The sequence below is a fragment of the Streptomyces sp. NPDC048211 genome, from assembly GCF_043202315.1.
Classification (GTDB): domain Bacteria; phylum Actinomycetota; class Actinomycetes; order Streptomycetales; family Streptomycetaceae; genus Streptomyces.
The window spans coordinates 94,471-110,065 of the sequence record NZ_JBIDAD010000017.1 but is presented as its reverse complement, the minus strand read 5'-3'; the positions used below and the strand labels follow the sequence as shown (position 1 = coordinate 110,065).

Annotated in this window: 9 protein-coding genes; 4 read left to right on the top strand and 5 right to left on the bottom strand. The window is 73.1% G+C overall.

Annotation, left to right across the window (positions count from 1 at the left end):
• Window positions 1-1,299 (bottom strand): heavy metal translocating P-type ATPase (locus tag ACGFZA_RS37985; protein WP_393685252.1); only part of this gene is annotated, 1,299 nt, incomplete at its 3' end.
• 250 nt (window positions 1,300-1,549) lie between these two features.
• Between ACGFZA_RS37985 and ACGFZA_RS37980 the strand changes: the two genes are divergently transcribed.
• Both ACGFZA_RS37980 and ACGFZA_RS37975 read left to right on the top strand, forming a co-directional pair.
• Window positions 1,550-2,239 carry a copper homeostasis protein CutC gene (locus tag ACGFZA_RS37980; RefSeq protein ID WP_385288168.1) on the top strand — a complete coding sequence of 230 codons (690 nt, stop codon included), beginning with the start codon at window positions 1,550-1,552 and terminating at the stop codon, window positions 2,237-2,239.
• Between the two features lie 331 nt (window positions 2,240-2,570).
• Window positions 2,571-5,162, top strand: a complete 2,592-nt coding sequence (locus tag ACGFZA_RS37975) for a glycoside hydrolase family 9 protein (protein ID WP_393685249.1) — start codon at window positions 2,571-2,573, stop codon at window positions 5,160-5,162.
• Between the two features lie 80 nt (window positions 5,163-5,242).
• On the opposite strand, the gene ACGFZA_RS37970 is transcribed toward ACGFZA_RS37975, so the two are convergent.
• Window positions 5,243-7,321 carry a HelD family protein gene (locus ACGFZA_RS37970; RefSeq protein WP_385288173.1) on the bottom strand — a complete coding sequence of 693 codons (2,079 nt, stop codon included), beginning with the start codon at window positions 7,319-7,321 and terminating at the stop codon, window positions 5,243-5,245.
• 519 nt (window positions 7,322-7,840) lie between these two features.
• Here ACGFZA_RS37970 and ACGFZA_RS37965 point away from each other — a divergent pair.
• Window positions 7,841-8,029: a hypothetical protein gene (locus ACGFZA_RS37965; RefSeq protein WP_385288176.1), complete on the top strand. Its 189-nt coding sequence runs from the start codon at window positions 7,841-7,843 to the stop codon at window positions 8,027-8,029.
• Window positions 8,030-8,082: 53 nt separating this feature from the next.
• Here the strand turns inward: ACGFZA_RS37965 and ACGFZA_RS37960 are convergent, their stop codons facing one another.
• Complete coding sequence (locus ACGFZA_RS37960) at window positions 8,083-9,726, bottom strand: DNA repair helicase XPB (protein ID WP_385288178.1); 1,644 nt, start codon at window positions 9,724-9,726, stop codon at window positions 8,083-8,085.
• A gap of 675 nt (window positions 9,727-10,401) precedes the next feature.
• A complete protein-coding gene (locus tag ACGFZA_RS37955) occupies window positions 10,402-12,855 on the bottom strand; it encodes a helicase C-terminal domain-containing protein (protein WP_385288850.1) in 2,454 nt (817 codons plus the stop codon).
• A gap of 75 nt (window positions 12,856-12,930) precedes the next feature.
• Here ACGFZA_RS37955 and ACGFZA_RS37950 point away from each other — a divergent pair, with 75 nt between their 5' ends.
• Window positions 12,931-13,992, top strand: a complete 1,062-nt coding sequence (locus ACGFZA_RS37950) for a hypothetical protein (protein ID WP_393685245.1) — start codon at window positions 12,931-12,933, stop codon at window positions 13,990-13,992.
• A gap of 620 nt (window positions 13,993-14,612) precedes the next feature.
• On the opposite strand, the gene ACGFZA_RS37945 is transcribed toward ACGFZA_RS37950, so the two are convergent.
• Window positions 14,613-15,593, bottom strand: coding sequence for an ABC transporter substrate-binding protein (locus ACGFZA_RS37945; protein WP_393685243.1), 981 nt, complete (start codon window positions 15,591-15,593; stop codon window positions 14,613-14,615).
• Window positions 15,594-15,595: the final 2 nt, after the last annotated feature.

Here is a 15,595-nt window from a genome sequence, read left to right as displayed (position 1 = left end):
GGTGCCGACCATGAGGGCGGTCGGGGTGGCGAGGCCCAGGGCGCACGGGCAGGCGATGATCAGTACGGCGACGGCGGCCGTGAACGCGGCCGTCAGGCCCTCGCCGCTGCCCAGCCAGAAGCCGAGCGTGCCGAGCGCCAGTGCGATCACGACGGGGACGAACACCGCCGAGATCCGGTCGGCCAGCCGCTGCGCCGCGGCCTTGCCGTTCTGCGCGTCCTCGACCAGCCTCGCCATCCGGGCGAGCTGGGTGTCGGCGCCGATCCGGCTCGCCTCGACGACGAGCCGGCCGCCCGCGTTCAGCGTCGCGCCGGTGACCGCGTCGCCGACCGTGACCTCGACGGGCACGGATTCACCGGTGAGCATCGACGCGTCCACCGCCGAACTGCCCTCCACCACCGTGCCGTCCGTGGCGATCTTCTCGCCCGGGCGGACCAGGAACCGGTCCCCGACCCGGAGGTCCTCCGTGCCCACGGTGACCTCGCGGCCGTCACTCAGAACGGTGACCTCCTTCGCGCCGAGCTCCAGCAGCGCCTTCAGCGCGGCGCCCGCCTTCCGCTTGGAGCGGGCCTCGAAGTAGCGCCCGGCCAGGATGAACGCGGTGACGCCTGCGGCCGCCTCCAGGTAGATGTTCCCGGAGCCGTCGCTGCGGCCGATGGTCAGCTCGAAGGGGTGCGTCATGCCGGTCATCCCGGCGGTGCCGAAGAACAGCGCCCACAGCGACCACAGGAAAGCGGCCGACGTGCCGACCGAGATCAGCGTGTCCATGGTGGCCGCGCCGTGCCGGGCGTTCGTCCACGCGGCCCGGTGGAAGGGCCAGGCGGCGTAGGTGACGACGGGGGCGGTGAGGGTGAGGGCGAGCCACTGCCAGTCGTCGAACTGGAGCGCCGGGATCATCGACATCGCGATGACCGGCACCGCGAGCAGGACCGCCGTGATCAGGCGCTGCCGCAGCGGGCGGAGCTCGTCCGCCTCCGCCGCCTCGACGGGGGCGTCGCCGCCGCGTGCCGGCGGGGCGGGCTCCTGTGCGGTGTAGCCGGTCTTCTCCACCGTGGCGATCAGGTCCTGTACGGAGACGTCCTCGCCCCGGTAGCTGACCTTGGCCTTCTCGGTGGCGTAGTTGACGGTGGCCTCGACCCCGTCCATCCGGTTGAGCTTCTTCTCGATCCGGGCCGCGCACGAGGCGCAGGTCATGCCGCCGATCGCGAGCTCGACCTCTGCGGTGGTGCCGGTACCGGCGGGTCCGCCGGTACCGCCGGGGGCAATGGTGCCGGTGGTGGCTGCGGTCTGCGCGGACACGGGGGCCTCCTCATATGGCGGGATGCATACCCCTAGGGGGTATGTATTTCTGATTCAGGTATACCCCCTACCCCTATGGGAACGCAAGGGTGATCCCTTGCGAAGGCGCGGACCGCGCGCCTCCGGTCGCCGGTCGCGCGCCCGACCTCGCGTATCTTCACGTTCGCGGTGAGGCTGCGCCCCCGGCCTACCGCCCCGTAGGCTGGCATTGGACTAGACCTATAGATGCTTCCTGGAGGATTGGGTTCCCATGAGCAACCGTGCAGTCCTGGAGGTGATCGCTCTCGACGCGGAGGACGCGGTCGCTGCCCAGGCGGGTGGTGCGGACCGGCTTGAGCTGGTCACCGACATGGCGGCGGACGGCCTCACCCCGTCCTGCGCGACGTTCGCGGAGATCCGCGCCGCGGTGGACATTCCGCTGCGGGTGATGCTCAGGGTGGCGGACGGCTTCGCGGCCGGCGACGTCGGCGTGCTCGTACGCAAGGCGCGTGAACTGCGGGCGGAGGGCGCGGACGAGTTCGTGCTCGGCTTCCTGGACGAGGACGGTCACCCCGATCTCGTCGCGGTCGAACGGATCGTGGCCGAGCTGGACGGCTGCAAGTGGACGTTCCACCGCGCGATCGACCGCGCCGCCGACCGGGATTCGCTGCGCAAGGCCCTCGCCGACCTGCCGGGCCTGGACACCTACCTCACCGCGGGTTCGCCCGCGGGGGTGGACGAGGGCATTCCCGTCCTGCTCGTCGAGGCGGCGCGCAGGGGTGAGCCCGGGTACGAGCCGCAGATCCTCGTCGGCGGCGGCCTGCGGCTGGACCATCTGCCGGAGCTGCTGGACGCGGGCATCGACGCCGTCCACATCGGCGGCGCCGCCCGGCCGGGCGGCTGGTCGCGGCCGGTGGACGCGGCGGCGGTACGGGAGTGGCGGACGATTCTCGACGCGTAGCGGGGGTCGCGCGGGCGCGGCGGGCGGGGCGGGATGCCGGACACGCCGTCCCGCCCCGCCCGTTTGCGCGAGGCCGCCTCTCCGGGCCGTCCTCAGGCTCGTGCTGTCACGACCCTGGCGTAACAAACACCACGGGCTTCACAATGGCGACGTGGCGGTGTGGGAACGCTCCCACGGTGCCTCCCCGGCTCTGTCTGCCAAATATGGGAGCGTTCCCACCGCTCATCCGTCATGCACCGGACTCTCACCCGCCCCTACCGAAAGGCCCCCGGTGAACGCCTCTCCGCCCCCGTCCCCCACCGGTCGCACCCGCGCCCGGCGCGGGCGTCGCGTGCTCGGCACGTTAGCCCTCACCGCACTGTTCGGCGGTGTCCTCACCGCGCCCGGTGCCGCCGCCGAGGACGCCGACCCGGCCCCGGAGCAGATCACCAACGGCGACTTCACCGCCGGCACCGCACCCTGGTGGTGGACCGCCAACACCGCCGCCGCCGTCACGGACGGCCGGCTCTGCACCGACGTACCGGCCGGAACGGCCAACCCGTGGGACGTGATCGTCGGCCAGAACGACATCCCGCTCGTCGCCGGGGAGACGTACAGCCTCACCTACACGGCCACCTCCACCACCCCGCTGTCCATCCACACCAATGTGCAGATGGCCGTCGACCCGTGGACCACGGACCTTTCCGCGACCGACCTCATCGGCACGGAGGCGGCCCCCGTCACGCACGTCTTCACCGCGACCGCGGACCGCGACGCCGCCCAAGTCGCCTTCCAGATAGGCGGCAGCGACGAGGCGGCCACCTTCTGTCTCGACGACGTGTCCCTGCGCGGCGGCGCCGAGCCGCCCGTGTACGTGCCCGACACCGGCTCGGCGGTCCGCGTCAACCAGGTGGGCTACCTCCCGCAGGGCCCCAAGAACGGCACCCTGGTCACCGAGGCGACCGAGCCCCTGCCCTGGACCCTCAGGGCCGCCGACGGATCGGCCGCCGCCACCGGCACCACCGTCCCGGGCGGCGTGGACCCGACCTCGCGCCAGAACGTCCACACCTTCGACTTCAGCGAGGTCACCACCCCCGGCGACGGCTACACCGTCGAGGCGGACGGCCAGGTCAGCGAACCGTTCTCGATCCGGTCCGACCTGTACGACACCCTGCGCGGCGACTCGCTCGCGTACTTCTACCAGAACCGCAGCGGCATCGAGATCGACGCCGACCTCGTCGGTGAGCAGTACGCGCGCCCGGCCGGACACCTCGGCGTCGCCCCCAACAAGGGCGACACGGACGTCCCCTGCCAGCCGGGCGTCTGCGACTACCGGCTCGATGTACGGGGCGGCTGGTACGACGCCGGCGACCAGGGCAAGTACGTCGTCAACGGCGGCATCGCGGTCGCCGAACTGATGGACACGTACGAGCGGACCCTGACGGCCGACGGAGCCGAGTCCGCCGAACTGGGCGACGGCGCGCTGCGCGTGCCCGAGCACGGCAACAGCGTGCCGGACATCCTCGACGAGGCGCGCTGGGAGCTCGACTTCATGATGCGCATGCAGGTCCCGGCCGGGCAGCCGCTCGCCGGAATGGTCCACCACAAGATGCACGACGCCCAGTGGACCGGCCTGCCGATGATGCCCGATCTCGACCCCCAGCAGCGCGAACTGCACCCGCCGTCCACCGCCGCGACGCTCAACCTGGCCGCCGCGGCCGCCCAGTGCGCCCGGCTCTTCGCCCCGTACGACGCGCAGTTCGCCGGCCGCTGCCGTACCGCCGCCGAGACGGCGTGGACCGCGGCGAAGGCCCACCCGGACGTGTACGCCGACCCCGCCGACGGCACGGGCGGAGGCACCTACAGCGACAACGACGTCTCCGACGAGTTCTACTGGGCCGCGGCCGAACTCTTCACCACTACCGGCGCCGCCCCCTACCGCCAGGCGCTCCTCGACTCGCCCCTGCACGGTGACACCGACGCGGCCTTCCCGGCCGACGGCGGCATGTGGTGGGGCGGGACCGCGGGACTCGGCGTCCTCACCCTGGCCACCGTGCCCAACGACCTCACCGCCGGCCAGCTGGCACAGGTCCGCTCCGTGGTGACCACGGCCGCCGACCGCTACGCCGGCCAGACCGAGGACCAGCTGTACGGCGTCCCGTACGCCCCGGCCGGCCAGAACTACGTCTGGGGCTCCAACAGCCAGGTGCTCAACAACATGATCGTGCTGGCCACCGCCGCCGACATCACCGGGAAGGCCGGGTACCGCGACGCCGTCCTGCGCGGCGCCGACTACCTCTTCGGACGCAACCCGCTGAACCAGTCCTACGTCACCGGGTACGGCGAGCGCAGCTCCGAGAACCAGCACCACCGGGTCTGGGCGCACCAGAGCGACCCGTCCCTGCCCCACCCGCCCGCCGGCTCCCTCGCGGGCGGGCCCAACCTCACCGCCCCCACCTCCGGGGACCCGGAGGCCGCGGCAAGGCTCACCGGCTGTGCCGCCGCCATGTGCTACCTCGACGACAACGGCTCGTACGCCACCAACGAGGTCGCCATCAACTGGAACGCGCCGCTCGCCTTCGTCGCCTCCTACCTGGACGACGCCGGCGACGGGGCAGGGCCGGCCCGCTCCTGCGCCGTCACCTACTCCTCGCACCCGTGGAGCACCGGCTCGACCACCACGGTCACGGTGAAGAACACCGGGACCGAGGCGCTCACCCCCTGGTCCCTGACCTGGCTGCTGCCGGGCGACCAGAGGCTCAGCCACACCTGGAGCGCCGAACTCGCCCAGTACGGGCGGACGGTGACCGCCGCACCGCTGTCCTGGAACCGCACCCTCGCGCCGGGAGCGGCCGTCGACTTCGGGTTCAACAGCAGCGTCTCGGGCGCCGCCGCGGACCCGGGCACAGTCAAACTGAACGGGAGGGCGTGCACGAAGGGCTGACCGGACGCGGGGGCGGGGCGCACCGCCCCGCCCCCGCACAGCTCCTCAGGGCTGTCCCGTCATCCTCGGCGGGACAGCCCTCACCCCAACTCCGCCGGCAGCGGCGCCGAGTGGAGGACGATCAGCCCCGACACCGCACGGGTCAGGGCGACGTACAGCCGGCGCAGCCCGGTCCGCTCGTCTGGCTCCCCGTCGACCACGGCCGCCGGCTCGTCCAGCACCACGTAGTCGTACTCCAGGCCCTTGGCCAGCGACGCCGGGACCAGAGTCAGCCGGGACTCCGCGGTCGTCTCCTCACCGGGCGACAGGTAGGCGTGGCCCGCCGCCGTCAGCGCCCCGGCCAGCGCGGGGATCCGCGCGTCGGCGGCGATCAGACCCGTCGAACCCTCCTGCTCCAGCGACTCCACACACGCCGCGACCACCGCCGCGTCCAGCGCGTCGGTGCCCGCGGCCCCCACCTCCCGGACCGACAGCGAACCGGGGGACTCACGCACCGACTCCACCGCCGCCAGACCGGGCGAGATCACCGGCAGCAGCCGCGAGGCGTACGCGATCACCTCACGCGGCACACGGAAGCCCGCCGTCAGCTCCTCCACCACCGCGTCCGACTTCCCCAGATGGCGCAGCGCCTGATCCCAGCTCTCCGTCGACCACGGCGTCGTGCCCTGCGCCAGGTCACCGAGGACGGTCGCCGAACCGGTCGAGCAGCGCCGGCCCACCGCCCGGTACTGCATGGGGGACAGGTCCTGCGCCTCGTCGATCACCACATGCCCGAGCGAGTGGGTGCGCGCCACCAGATCGCTCGCCTCGTCGATCAGCACCGCGTCGGCCGCCGACCACTTCGCCGACTTCACACTGCGGGCCGGCCTGGTCCACAGGATCGTCTTCTGCTCGTCCTCACTGAGCAGCCCGTCCGCGTGCGCGGCCAGGAAGTCCGGGTCCGACAGCAGCCGCAGCACCAGCTTCGACGGCTCGACCGCCGGCCAGACCGCCTTCACGGCCGCCTTCACCGCCGGAGTGCGCGCCACCGCGTTCTGCACCCGGTCGTCGGGCGCCTCGCCCGCCTCCTCCATCCGCACCAGCACGGCGTGCGCGATGCGCTGCGGAAGGGCCTCGTGCGCGGCCCCGTACCGCATGTCCCTGGCCAGCAGCTCCTTGACCATCTCCTCGATCTCGTACGCCGGGACCCGCCAGCGCCGCGACCCGCGCACCACCATCACCGACTCCGTCGGCATCGTCACGTGCGAACGGATCGCCCTGCGCAACACCTCCGCCATCCGGGCGTCGCCCTTCACGACGGCGGCCCGCGCCTCGTCCGTTCCCCGGACCTCGACGTGCGCCGTCACCAGGTCGTCGACGGTCGCCTGCTTCACCTCCAGCTCACCGAGGGCCGGCAGCACCTGCTCGATGTAGTGCAGGAACGACTTGTTCGGCCCGATGACGAGCGTGCCGGTGCGGGCGAGCCGCTCACGGTGCGCGTACAGCAGGTACGCGACCCGGTGCAGCCCCACGGCCGTCTTCCCGGTGCCGGGACCGCCCTGCACACACACGGTGCCCCCGAGCTCGCTGCGGACGATCTCGTCCTGCTCGGGCTGGATCGTCGCGACGATGTCCCGCATCGGACCGACGCGGGGCCGCTCGATCTCCGCCTGGAGGAGCTTGCTGGTCTGCGCGGCCTCGGACGGGTCGGTGAGGTGCTCGTCCTCGTACGCGGTCAGCTCACCGCCGGTGTAACCGAAGCGGCGCCGCTGACCGACGTCCAGCGGGTCGTTGCGGGACGCCCGGTAGAACGGCTGGGAGACCGGCGCGCGCCAGTCGATGACCATCGGATCGCCTTCGGCGTCGTGGACGTGACGGCGCCCGATGTAGAACTGCTCGCCCTCCGCGCCCTCGGCCTGCGCCGCACCGACGACATGGAGGTAGTCCAGCCGTCCGAAGAAGAGCGGGGTGTGGGCGAGATCGGCGAGCGACTTGATGCGGTCGGCGATCTGGGCCTGCAGTACGGCGGCGTTGACCCAGTTCGCCGTGACATCGCGGATGTTCAGGGCCTGGGCGTCCTCGCGCATGGCGCGCAGCGCGGCGCGCGAGGCGGCGAGATGGGCGCGCTCGTGGGCGAGGGGATCGGTGGTGGTGTCGCTTTCGTGTTCGTGCGCGGGCACGGTGTTGCCTCCGGCATTCAACGCAGGACGGCGGACCGCACCGAGGGCCTTTCCTCCGGGTCAGGCCGGGCTCCCGTGCCCCGGTGCCGCACCCCGCCGCGTGGTCGTCGGTCGCCATGGCTCCGCCATGACTTTCTCCTCCGCCTTGCGATGCACGGCACCGGACCCCGCTCGCTGATCCGGCCTGACCCGAACGAGAGGCCCCGTCCCGGTCACTGCTCGGGGACGATGCGGTCCGCTCGGGGATCGATCACTGACTGTCGGCCGGTTTCCGTCCGGTCGGCGGCGCTCCCCCGGCTGCCGGCGCGGGCCCTTGCGGGCGGCCGGTACCACGGTGCGGGAGGCGGGCAGACCGGCGATTGTATCGACCGCCCCGGCCCGGCGCGAACGGATTTCGCGGGGCCGTCCCGCATCCATCCCGTAGGGGACGGCATGCGACCCCAGGGGGATACACGCGCACCCGCGCTTCAGCCTCCGGACCGACGCCGCGGCGCACGCGTCCGGAGCACCATGGAAGACATGAGCACCGTCACCCTGAACCCGCGAAGGACCGGCCCCGCGCACGGCGCGACCGCGGCCACCGGTCACCCACACACCCACCGCGCCGGGGACGCGCTGCGCGCCGTCAAGGTCTATGTGCGGGCCGCGTTCGGCGTCGTCGTCCTCGGCGAGTACGCGGAGGAGGCGGGCGTCCGCCGCTCGCACTGAGCGCGACGCCCCGCCCCCGGCCCCTTCTGGCCTCCCTGGCCGCTCCCGGCCCGTCAGTTGTCCGACAGCAGCTCGTCCGCGTCCACGATCCGGTACGCGTAGCCCTGCTCGGCCAGGAAGCGCTGGCGGTGCGCCGCGAAGTCCTGGTCGATCGTGTCGCGCGCGACCACCGAGTAGAACCGCGCCTCGTGCCCGTCCGCCTTCGGCCGCAGCACCCGGCCCAGCCGCTGGGCCTCCTCCTGGCGCGAGCCGAAGGTGCCCGACACCTGAATGGCGACGGTGGCCTCCGGCAGGTCGATCGAGAAGTTCGCCACCTTCGACACGACCAGCACGCTGATCTCACCCTCCCGGAAGGCGCCGAACAGCTTCTCGCGCTGGGCGTTGCTGGTCTCGCCCTTGATCACCGGGGCGTTCAGATGCTCACCCAGCTCGTCGAGCTGGTCGATGTACTGCCCGATGACCAGCGTCTGCTCACCCTTGTGCTTGCGCACCAGCGCCTCGGTGACCTTCCGCTTCGTCGCGGTCGTCGCGCAGAACCGGTACTTCTCCTCGGCCTCGGCGGTCGCGTACGCCAGCCGCTCCGAGTCCGTGAGATTGACCCGCACCTCGACGCAGTCGGCGGGCGCGATGTAGCCCTGCGCCTCGATCTCCTTCCACGGGGCGTCGAACCGCTTCGGCCCGATCAGCGAGAAGACGTCCGACTCACGCCCGTCCTCCCGCACCAGCGTCGCCGTCAGACCGAGCCGGCGGCGGGCCTGGAGATCGGCGGTGAACTTGAAGACGGGCGCGGGCAGCAGATGCACCTCGTCGTAGATCACCAGCCCCCAGTCGCGGGAGTCGAACAGCTCCAGGTGCGCGTAGACGCCCTTCCGGCGGGTCGTCAGCACCTGGTACGTGGCGATGGTGACCGGCCGGATCTCCTTGCGCGTACCGCTGTACTCGCCGATCTCGTCCTCGGTCAGCGAGGTCCGCTTCACCAGCTCGTGCTTCCACTGCCGGGCCGAGACCGTGTTCGTGACCAGGATCAGCGTGGTCGCCTTGGCCTGCGCCATCGCGCCCGCCCCGACCAGCGTCTTGCCCGCGCCGCAGGGCAGCACGACGACCCCGGACCCGCCGTGCCAGAACCCCTCGACGGCCTGCTGCTGGTAAGGCCGCAGCGCCCAGCCGCTCTCGTCCAGCTCGATCGGGTGCGCCTCGCCGTCCACGTACCCGGCGAGGTCCTCGGCGGGCCAGCCCAGCTTCAGCAGCGTCTGCTTGACCTGCCCGCGCTCGGACGGGTGCACGGCCACGGTGTCCGGATCGATCCGGGCCCCGACCAGCGGCTGGACCTTCTTCGACCGGAGGATCTCCTCCAGGACCGGCCGGTCCGTGGACGTCAGCACCAGCCCGTGGACCGGATGCTTGGACAGGGTGAGGCGGCCGTACCGGTCCATCGTCTCGGCGATGTCGACGAGCAGCGCGTGCGGCACGGGGTAACGCGAGTACTTCACGAGCGCGTCGACGACCTGTTCGGCGTCGTGCCCTGCGGCGCGGGCGTTCCACAGCCCGAGAGGGGTCAGCCGGTAGGTGTGGATGTGCTCGGGCGCACGCTCCAGCTCCGCGAAGGGGGCGATCACACGGCGGCAGGCGTCGGCCTGCTCGTGATCGACTTCCAGGAGCAGCGTCTTGTCGCTCTGGACGATGAGGGGTCCGGTCACGCGCTTCGGCCCTTTCTGCGGGGCCGCCACGGGGGCGGCGGGTTGGCCAAACCTCCAGTGTGCCGTATGCCGGTGCGGTGTGCCGGGGGGTGGGGTTCTGTGGTGCCTGCCCCAGTCCGGGGCGCGGGTCTTTGTCCTCAATCGCCGGACGGGCTTGTTGGTGCGGGTGTTCCCGTTGGGTGCGGGGTGCGCCTCTGCCGGGTGGGTGGGGGTCCGGGGCCCCTCCGGGGCGTCTCCTCAAACGACGAACGTTCCGCGGGTACGCAGCCGACCCGGGTCGGTGTTCGTCGTCCTGCGGGGACTCCCCTGCACGGCCCCGGCCCCGGCCGCCCTGCGTCTGCGGCAGTCGCCGGGCCGGTGTGCAGACGCGGGCGATGCAGGGTGGGGGCGTGCAGGGGAGTCCCCGCAGGAAATGGCGTACGACCCGGGTCCCTCACGGTCCTGGGTGAACACGCCATTTCTGAGGAGACGCCCCGGAGGGACCCCACCCCCACCCACCCAGGAACGGCGCACCCCGCGGAGCGACCCGCACCCCTCAAGCCCGTCCGGCGATTGAGGACGGAACCCTCCGCCGGAGGGCCGGGCAAGACACAGGACCCGGCCCCGAAAGGGGCCCCCGCCCTCCGGGCAGACGTGCCCCCCGCGGAGCGCCCCGCACCACGGACCGCCCGGCCGTCAGGCCGTCTGGTCGTCCGCCAGTTCCGCGACGCCCGTGATCCGGTGGAGGGGGTACGTGCGGACCTCGTCCGCCGTGTGGTCGTACGCCGTCACGTAGCCGCCCTCGACGCGGACCGGGGCGATCACGCGCTGGCTGGCCGCGCCGTCCGCGTTGACGTAGCCGATCCAGATCGCGGAGCCCGTCATCGCCGCGGCCTGGACGGTGACCAGGGTCTCCGCGGAGGTCGTACGGGGCAGGGTCCCGGCGGGGGCGGAGGGGCCCGACTCCTTGTGGACGACCGTTGCCGCCGTGTCCCCGGCCCGGATCGCCCGGACTGCGGCGCCGAGGAGGGTGGGGTCGGGGACGGGCGGGCCCTCCGGGACGGGGACGGGGGCCGTGCGGGGCGGTGTGCGACGGGCACCGGCGCGGGTGATCAGGACGTCGCCGTCGGCGGACTCGGCGGCGGGTGCGTACCCCATCTCGCGCAGGCCGTCGAGGAGGGACGCCGGGTCGGTCTGGGCGGCCAGGGCCGTCGGGGCGAGGCGGCGCAGCCGCAGGGTCGCGGAGCGCTTGTCGGCGAGGATCTCGTTGAGGACGGCCTCGTCGTCGCAGCGTACGTACGCGGAAGCGGCGCCGATCCGCAGATGGCCGTGGCGGCGGGCCACGTCGTCGATGAGGTAGCTGAGCGGCTGCGGCACCGGCGTACGGCTGTGCGCGGCGAGGAAGGCGTGAAGGTCGGCGGCGGACTGCCCGGCGTCCAGGGCGCGGCGTACGGAACCGGGCGTGAAGCGGTAGACCGTCGCGCCGCCCTTCGACTCGATGTCCGCCAGGGCGCCGAGCATGTCCGCGAGGGGGCGTTCCAGCGGGCCGGGGGCGACGGCTGTGAGGTCGGCCTGGAGCAGGACGTGGTCGAGGGGTTCCGGGAGGAGCGGGGCGAGCCGGGCGGCGGCCTCGGCGGGTCCGGTGGAGAGCAGGGCACGGGTCTGCGAGGCGAGGGCGCCGCGGCCGGTGATGCCGAGGAGCTCCGACTCGTTCAGCGTCCACAGGGCGATCCGGGACCGCAGGTCGGTGGTGTCCCCGGCGGAGGCGGACGCACCGCGCAGCGGGCGTTCCCAGCGGAGCCGGGCGAGCAGGGACTCCGGGTCCGGGGCGGTGCCGGGCGGCAGCGCGGAGAGGAGGGCCAGGACCCGGTGGCGGACCTCGGGCGCGGCGGAGCGGTCCAGTTCGGGGCCGAGCGTGGACAGAGCACGGCCCTTGGCGTCCTGGCCGCCGACCAGGCCCGAGGTGCGGGTGGCGGCGAGCCAGGCGGAGGCGAGCTCCACCCAGCGGTCCTGGGCGGAGAGCTCCGTCCAGTCGTCGTACGCGGGAGTCGGCGCGTACCGCTCGTCCGCTTCGCCGTCGGAGGCCAGCAGCCCGGCCGCGTAGGCGAGTTCGATCCAGAACGCGGCGACGGGCTCCGGCACGTCCAGCGTGGTGGCGGTCTTCTTCAGCTCGCGGACGCTGAGGCCGCCGGCCCGCAGTATGGCGGGGCCGCCGCCGTTCCAGCTCTTCAGCAGCTCCTCGACGACGGACACCGCCAGGAACGCCTGACCGGCGGCCGCGCCGTCCACAGCCTGTGGATCGCGTTCGGCGACGGCGACGACGGCGGGCGGCTGCGGTTCGGGCACCCGGTGGGCGCGTCCGGCGCGCAGATGCAGCGCCGCCTCGCGCGGCAGGACGACGGTGCGCGTCGACACGGGCAGCAGGAGCCCGCGGTCGCGCAGCCACTTCACGGGCGGGGTGGGGTTCGGGGTCACCTCGCCGTACGGCGGGCCCCAGACCAGCCGGTCCAGCACCGAGAGCGCCTCCACCGGTGCGGTGTCGAGGAGTTCGCCCATCCGGGTGCGGTCGGTGAACAGCGCGGACAGGGCGCTCACCGCGGAGACCGGGTCGTAGGTGGCGGGCAGCCCCGCCGCCGACAGGATCTCCTGGAGCCGGCCGGGGGACATGCCGGCGGTGGCCTCGGCGACGGTCGGGCCGAGACCGGTGGGGGAGGGGTGCTGCGGGGACGGCGACAGCAGTTCGCGAGCGGTGCGCACCAGGCGCATCCGGTCGTTCTCCCCCCAGACGAGAGCCTGTTCGCGCAGCGTGGCGAGGGCGCCGGGCAGCGCGGCCACGATCGCGGCGCCCGCGTCGTCCCGGTGCTCCCCGTCGTCCCGCCCGTCGCCCGTGAGTAGGCCGAGCAGGATGTCGTACGGGGCCGGGTCGGGTGCGACGGCCAGTGCCTCGGCGGTCTGCAGCGCGAAGCGGTCGAGGTGTTCCAGGGCGCGGACGACGGAGGCACGGGTGCCGGCGCGCGTCGCGAGCTGGGTGATGTCGCCGGGCACGGGGGTGAGGAGATCGGGCCGGGCACGCAGCAGCCCGGCCAGTGACTCGTCGTCCCGGGCGCGCAGAGCCTCGGCGAGCGTCCGCGGTGGTGTGGTCATCCCCATCCGTCCCACGGTAGTCGCTCCGGACAGGCCCGAGGGCGCTACCGTCGGTGCAGGGCCGTAGAGGGGAACCATCGCGTGGGGATCGAGAGCGACCAGCTGGTCTACGACTACCTGAGCCGGGTCGGCGACCTGGCGCAGCAACAGCAGCTGTCCTCGGGCACCCGGATGAGGCTCGTGTCGGAGCTCCGGGGCGAGATCGACCGGCAGCGTGTGGCGCAGGCCGCGGACACACCCGGGGCGGTGCGCCGCATCATCGGGAAGCTCGGAACCCCCGACGAACTCGTCGCGGCGGCGGCCCGGTCGGCCGACGGCTCGCCGCCGCCGCTGTCGCCGGAGCCGGATCAGGGCGGCGCGCAGGCGGCGGGCATCCCGCGCCCGCGCCGGGCGAGGCTCCGGAAAGACAGTTCGCGCAAGGGCGCGTCGGAGGTACGGGAGGAGGCTTCGCGGCCCTCGTCCGGGCCGGCCCCGTCCCCGCCGCACCGCGCGGGTTCGGACGAACTCGGCCCGTCCGGCGACGACACGGACTGGTGGAGCGTCGCCCCGGGCCGGTTCGGCGACCCCGGTGAGTTCGGTGCGGGGACCGACGTGCCGGGGTTCCGGGGCGGGGTGGAGATCCCGGCCGTGCTGAGACCGCCGGTGCCGGACGACGAGGACGAGGGCGACGACGAGGACGACGCGTACGAGGACGAGGAGGAGTACGAGGAGGAGGCCGAGGCGCCCCGCCGGCGGAGGCGGCTGCCGCGGCTGCGCCGCGCCCGCGCCGAGGACGCCGCTCCCCGCGGCTTCTCCCACCCGATGCTCCTGCTCGCCGCCGGGCTGCTGGTGGCCGGTGTGGTGATGGACACCCCGCAGGCCCTGCTGGCCCTGGCGGGCGGCTGGCTGCTCGCGTACAGCTCCCGCAAACTGTCGCGGGCGGAGGCGAAGTGGGCGGTGATGGGGCTGCCCGGGGTCGTCGCCGTGGGCGGCCTCGTCTGGCTGTGGGGCCGGTTGGACGGGCGGTGGGGCGCGCCCATCGCGGAGGGCCGGATGGGACCCGCGATCGGCGATACGTGGCCGTGGGTGGTGCGGGGTGCCGCGGTGGCCTCCGCGCTCTACCTGGTGTGGCGGTCCCGAGGCCCTCGGCCGGGCGGGCGGTGAGGGCCCCTTCCCCTGGCGGAGGGTTCCGTCCTCAATCGCCGGACGGGCGGGGGCCCCTCTCGGGGCCGGGTCCTGTGTCTTGCCCGGTCCTCTGGGGGAGGGTTCCTCCTCAATCGCCGGACGGGCTTGAGAGGTGCGGGTGCCCCTGTGGGGTGCGGCCCGCCACCGCCGGGTGGGTGGGGGTGGGGTCCCTCCGGGGCGTCTCCTCAGAAATGGCGTGTTCACCCGGGACCGTGAGGGACCCGGGTCGTACGCCATTTCCTGCGGGGACTCCCCTGCACGCCCCCACCCGGCATCGCCTGCGTCTGCACACCGGCCCGGCGTCTGTCGCAGACGCAGGGCGGTCGGGGCCGGGGCCGTGCAGGGGAGTCCCCGCAGGACGACGAACATCGACCCGGGTCGGCTGCGTACCGGCGGAACGTTCGTCGTTTGAGGAGACGCCCCGGAGGGGCCCCGGCCCCCCACCCACCGGGGAACGGCGCACCGCACCACCGCGGAGCACTCGCACCCCACGGGAACACCCGCACCACCAAGCCCGTCCGGCGATTGAGGACGGAACCCCGCGCCAAGGGCAGGGGCAAGACACAGGACCCGGCCCCGCAGGGCCAAGGCGCCCGCCGTCAGCCGGTCATCTTCGCCTGGAACTCGTCGAGGATCCGGCCCGCCGCCGTGTAGCCGATGCCGGCGATCCACAGGCGGTCGTCGACCTTGAAGACCTTGCCGTTCTTGGCGGCGGTCAGGCCCTTCCACAGCCCGCTCTTCATCGTCTTCGTCGTTCCCGCCTTGTCCGGGTCGCCGTACGTGGACGTGAAGACGACGTCCGCGTCCGCGAGGTCGATCTTCTCGGGGGAGACGTCGTAGGAGAAGCCGTCCTTGGCCTTGTCGGTGATGGCGGGGCGGCCCATGCCGAGGTCGGCGAGGATCGAGCCGATGTAGTTCTGCTTGCCGTAGATGCGGATGTCGGCGCCCTCGACGAAGCGGACGAAGTTGACGTCCGTGGCCGCCGCCTTCTCCTTGCCGCCGATCGCCTCGGTCACCTCGGCGATGTGGGCGTCGTACGCGGCGACGATCTTCTTCGCCTCGGCCTGCTTGCCGAGCGCCTCGGCGTGGACCTGGAAGTTCTCCTTCCAGGTGGTGCCGGTGGACTCCGTCATCACGGTGGGGGCGATGGCGCTGAGCTGCTCGTAGCGGTCGCCGTCACGCACCTTGCTGGTGAGGATCAGGTCCGGCTTCAGGGAGGCGACCGTCTCCATGTTGGGGTTGGCGATCTCGCCGACCTCGGTGAGCTTCTTCGTCCTGTCCGCCGGCAGGTACGTGGGGAAGCCGTCCTCCGTCGCCGAGTGCGTCGCCCCGACGGGCTGCACGCCCAGGGTGAGCGCGGAGTCCAGCTCACCGGTGTCGAGGACCACGACGCGCTTGGGCGCCACGGGGACCTTCACGTCGCCCATGGCCGTCTTGACGGTGTGGGTCGCGGCGGCGGCCGCTCCGGCGCCGCTGCCGCCGTCGGAGTCCGAGTCGGACGAGCAGGCGGTGAGTGTGAGCGCGCCGGTCAGGGCGAGGGCGCCGAGGGTGATGCCGCGGCGGCGGAGGGCGGTGGGCATGC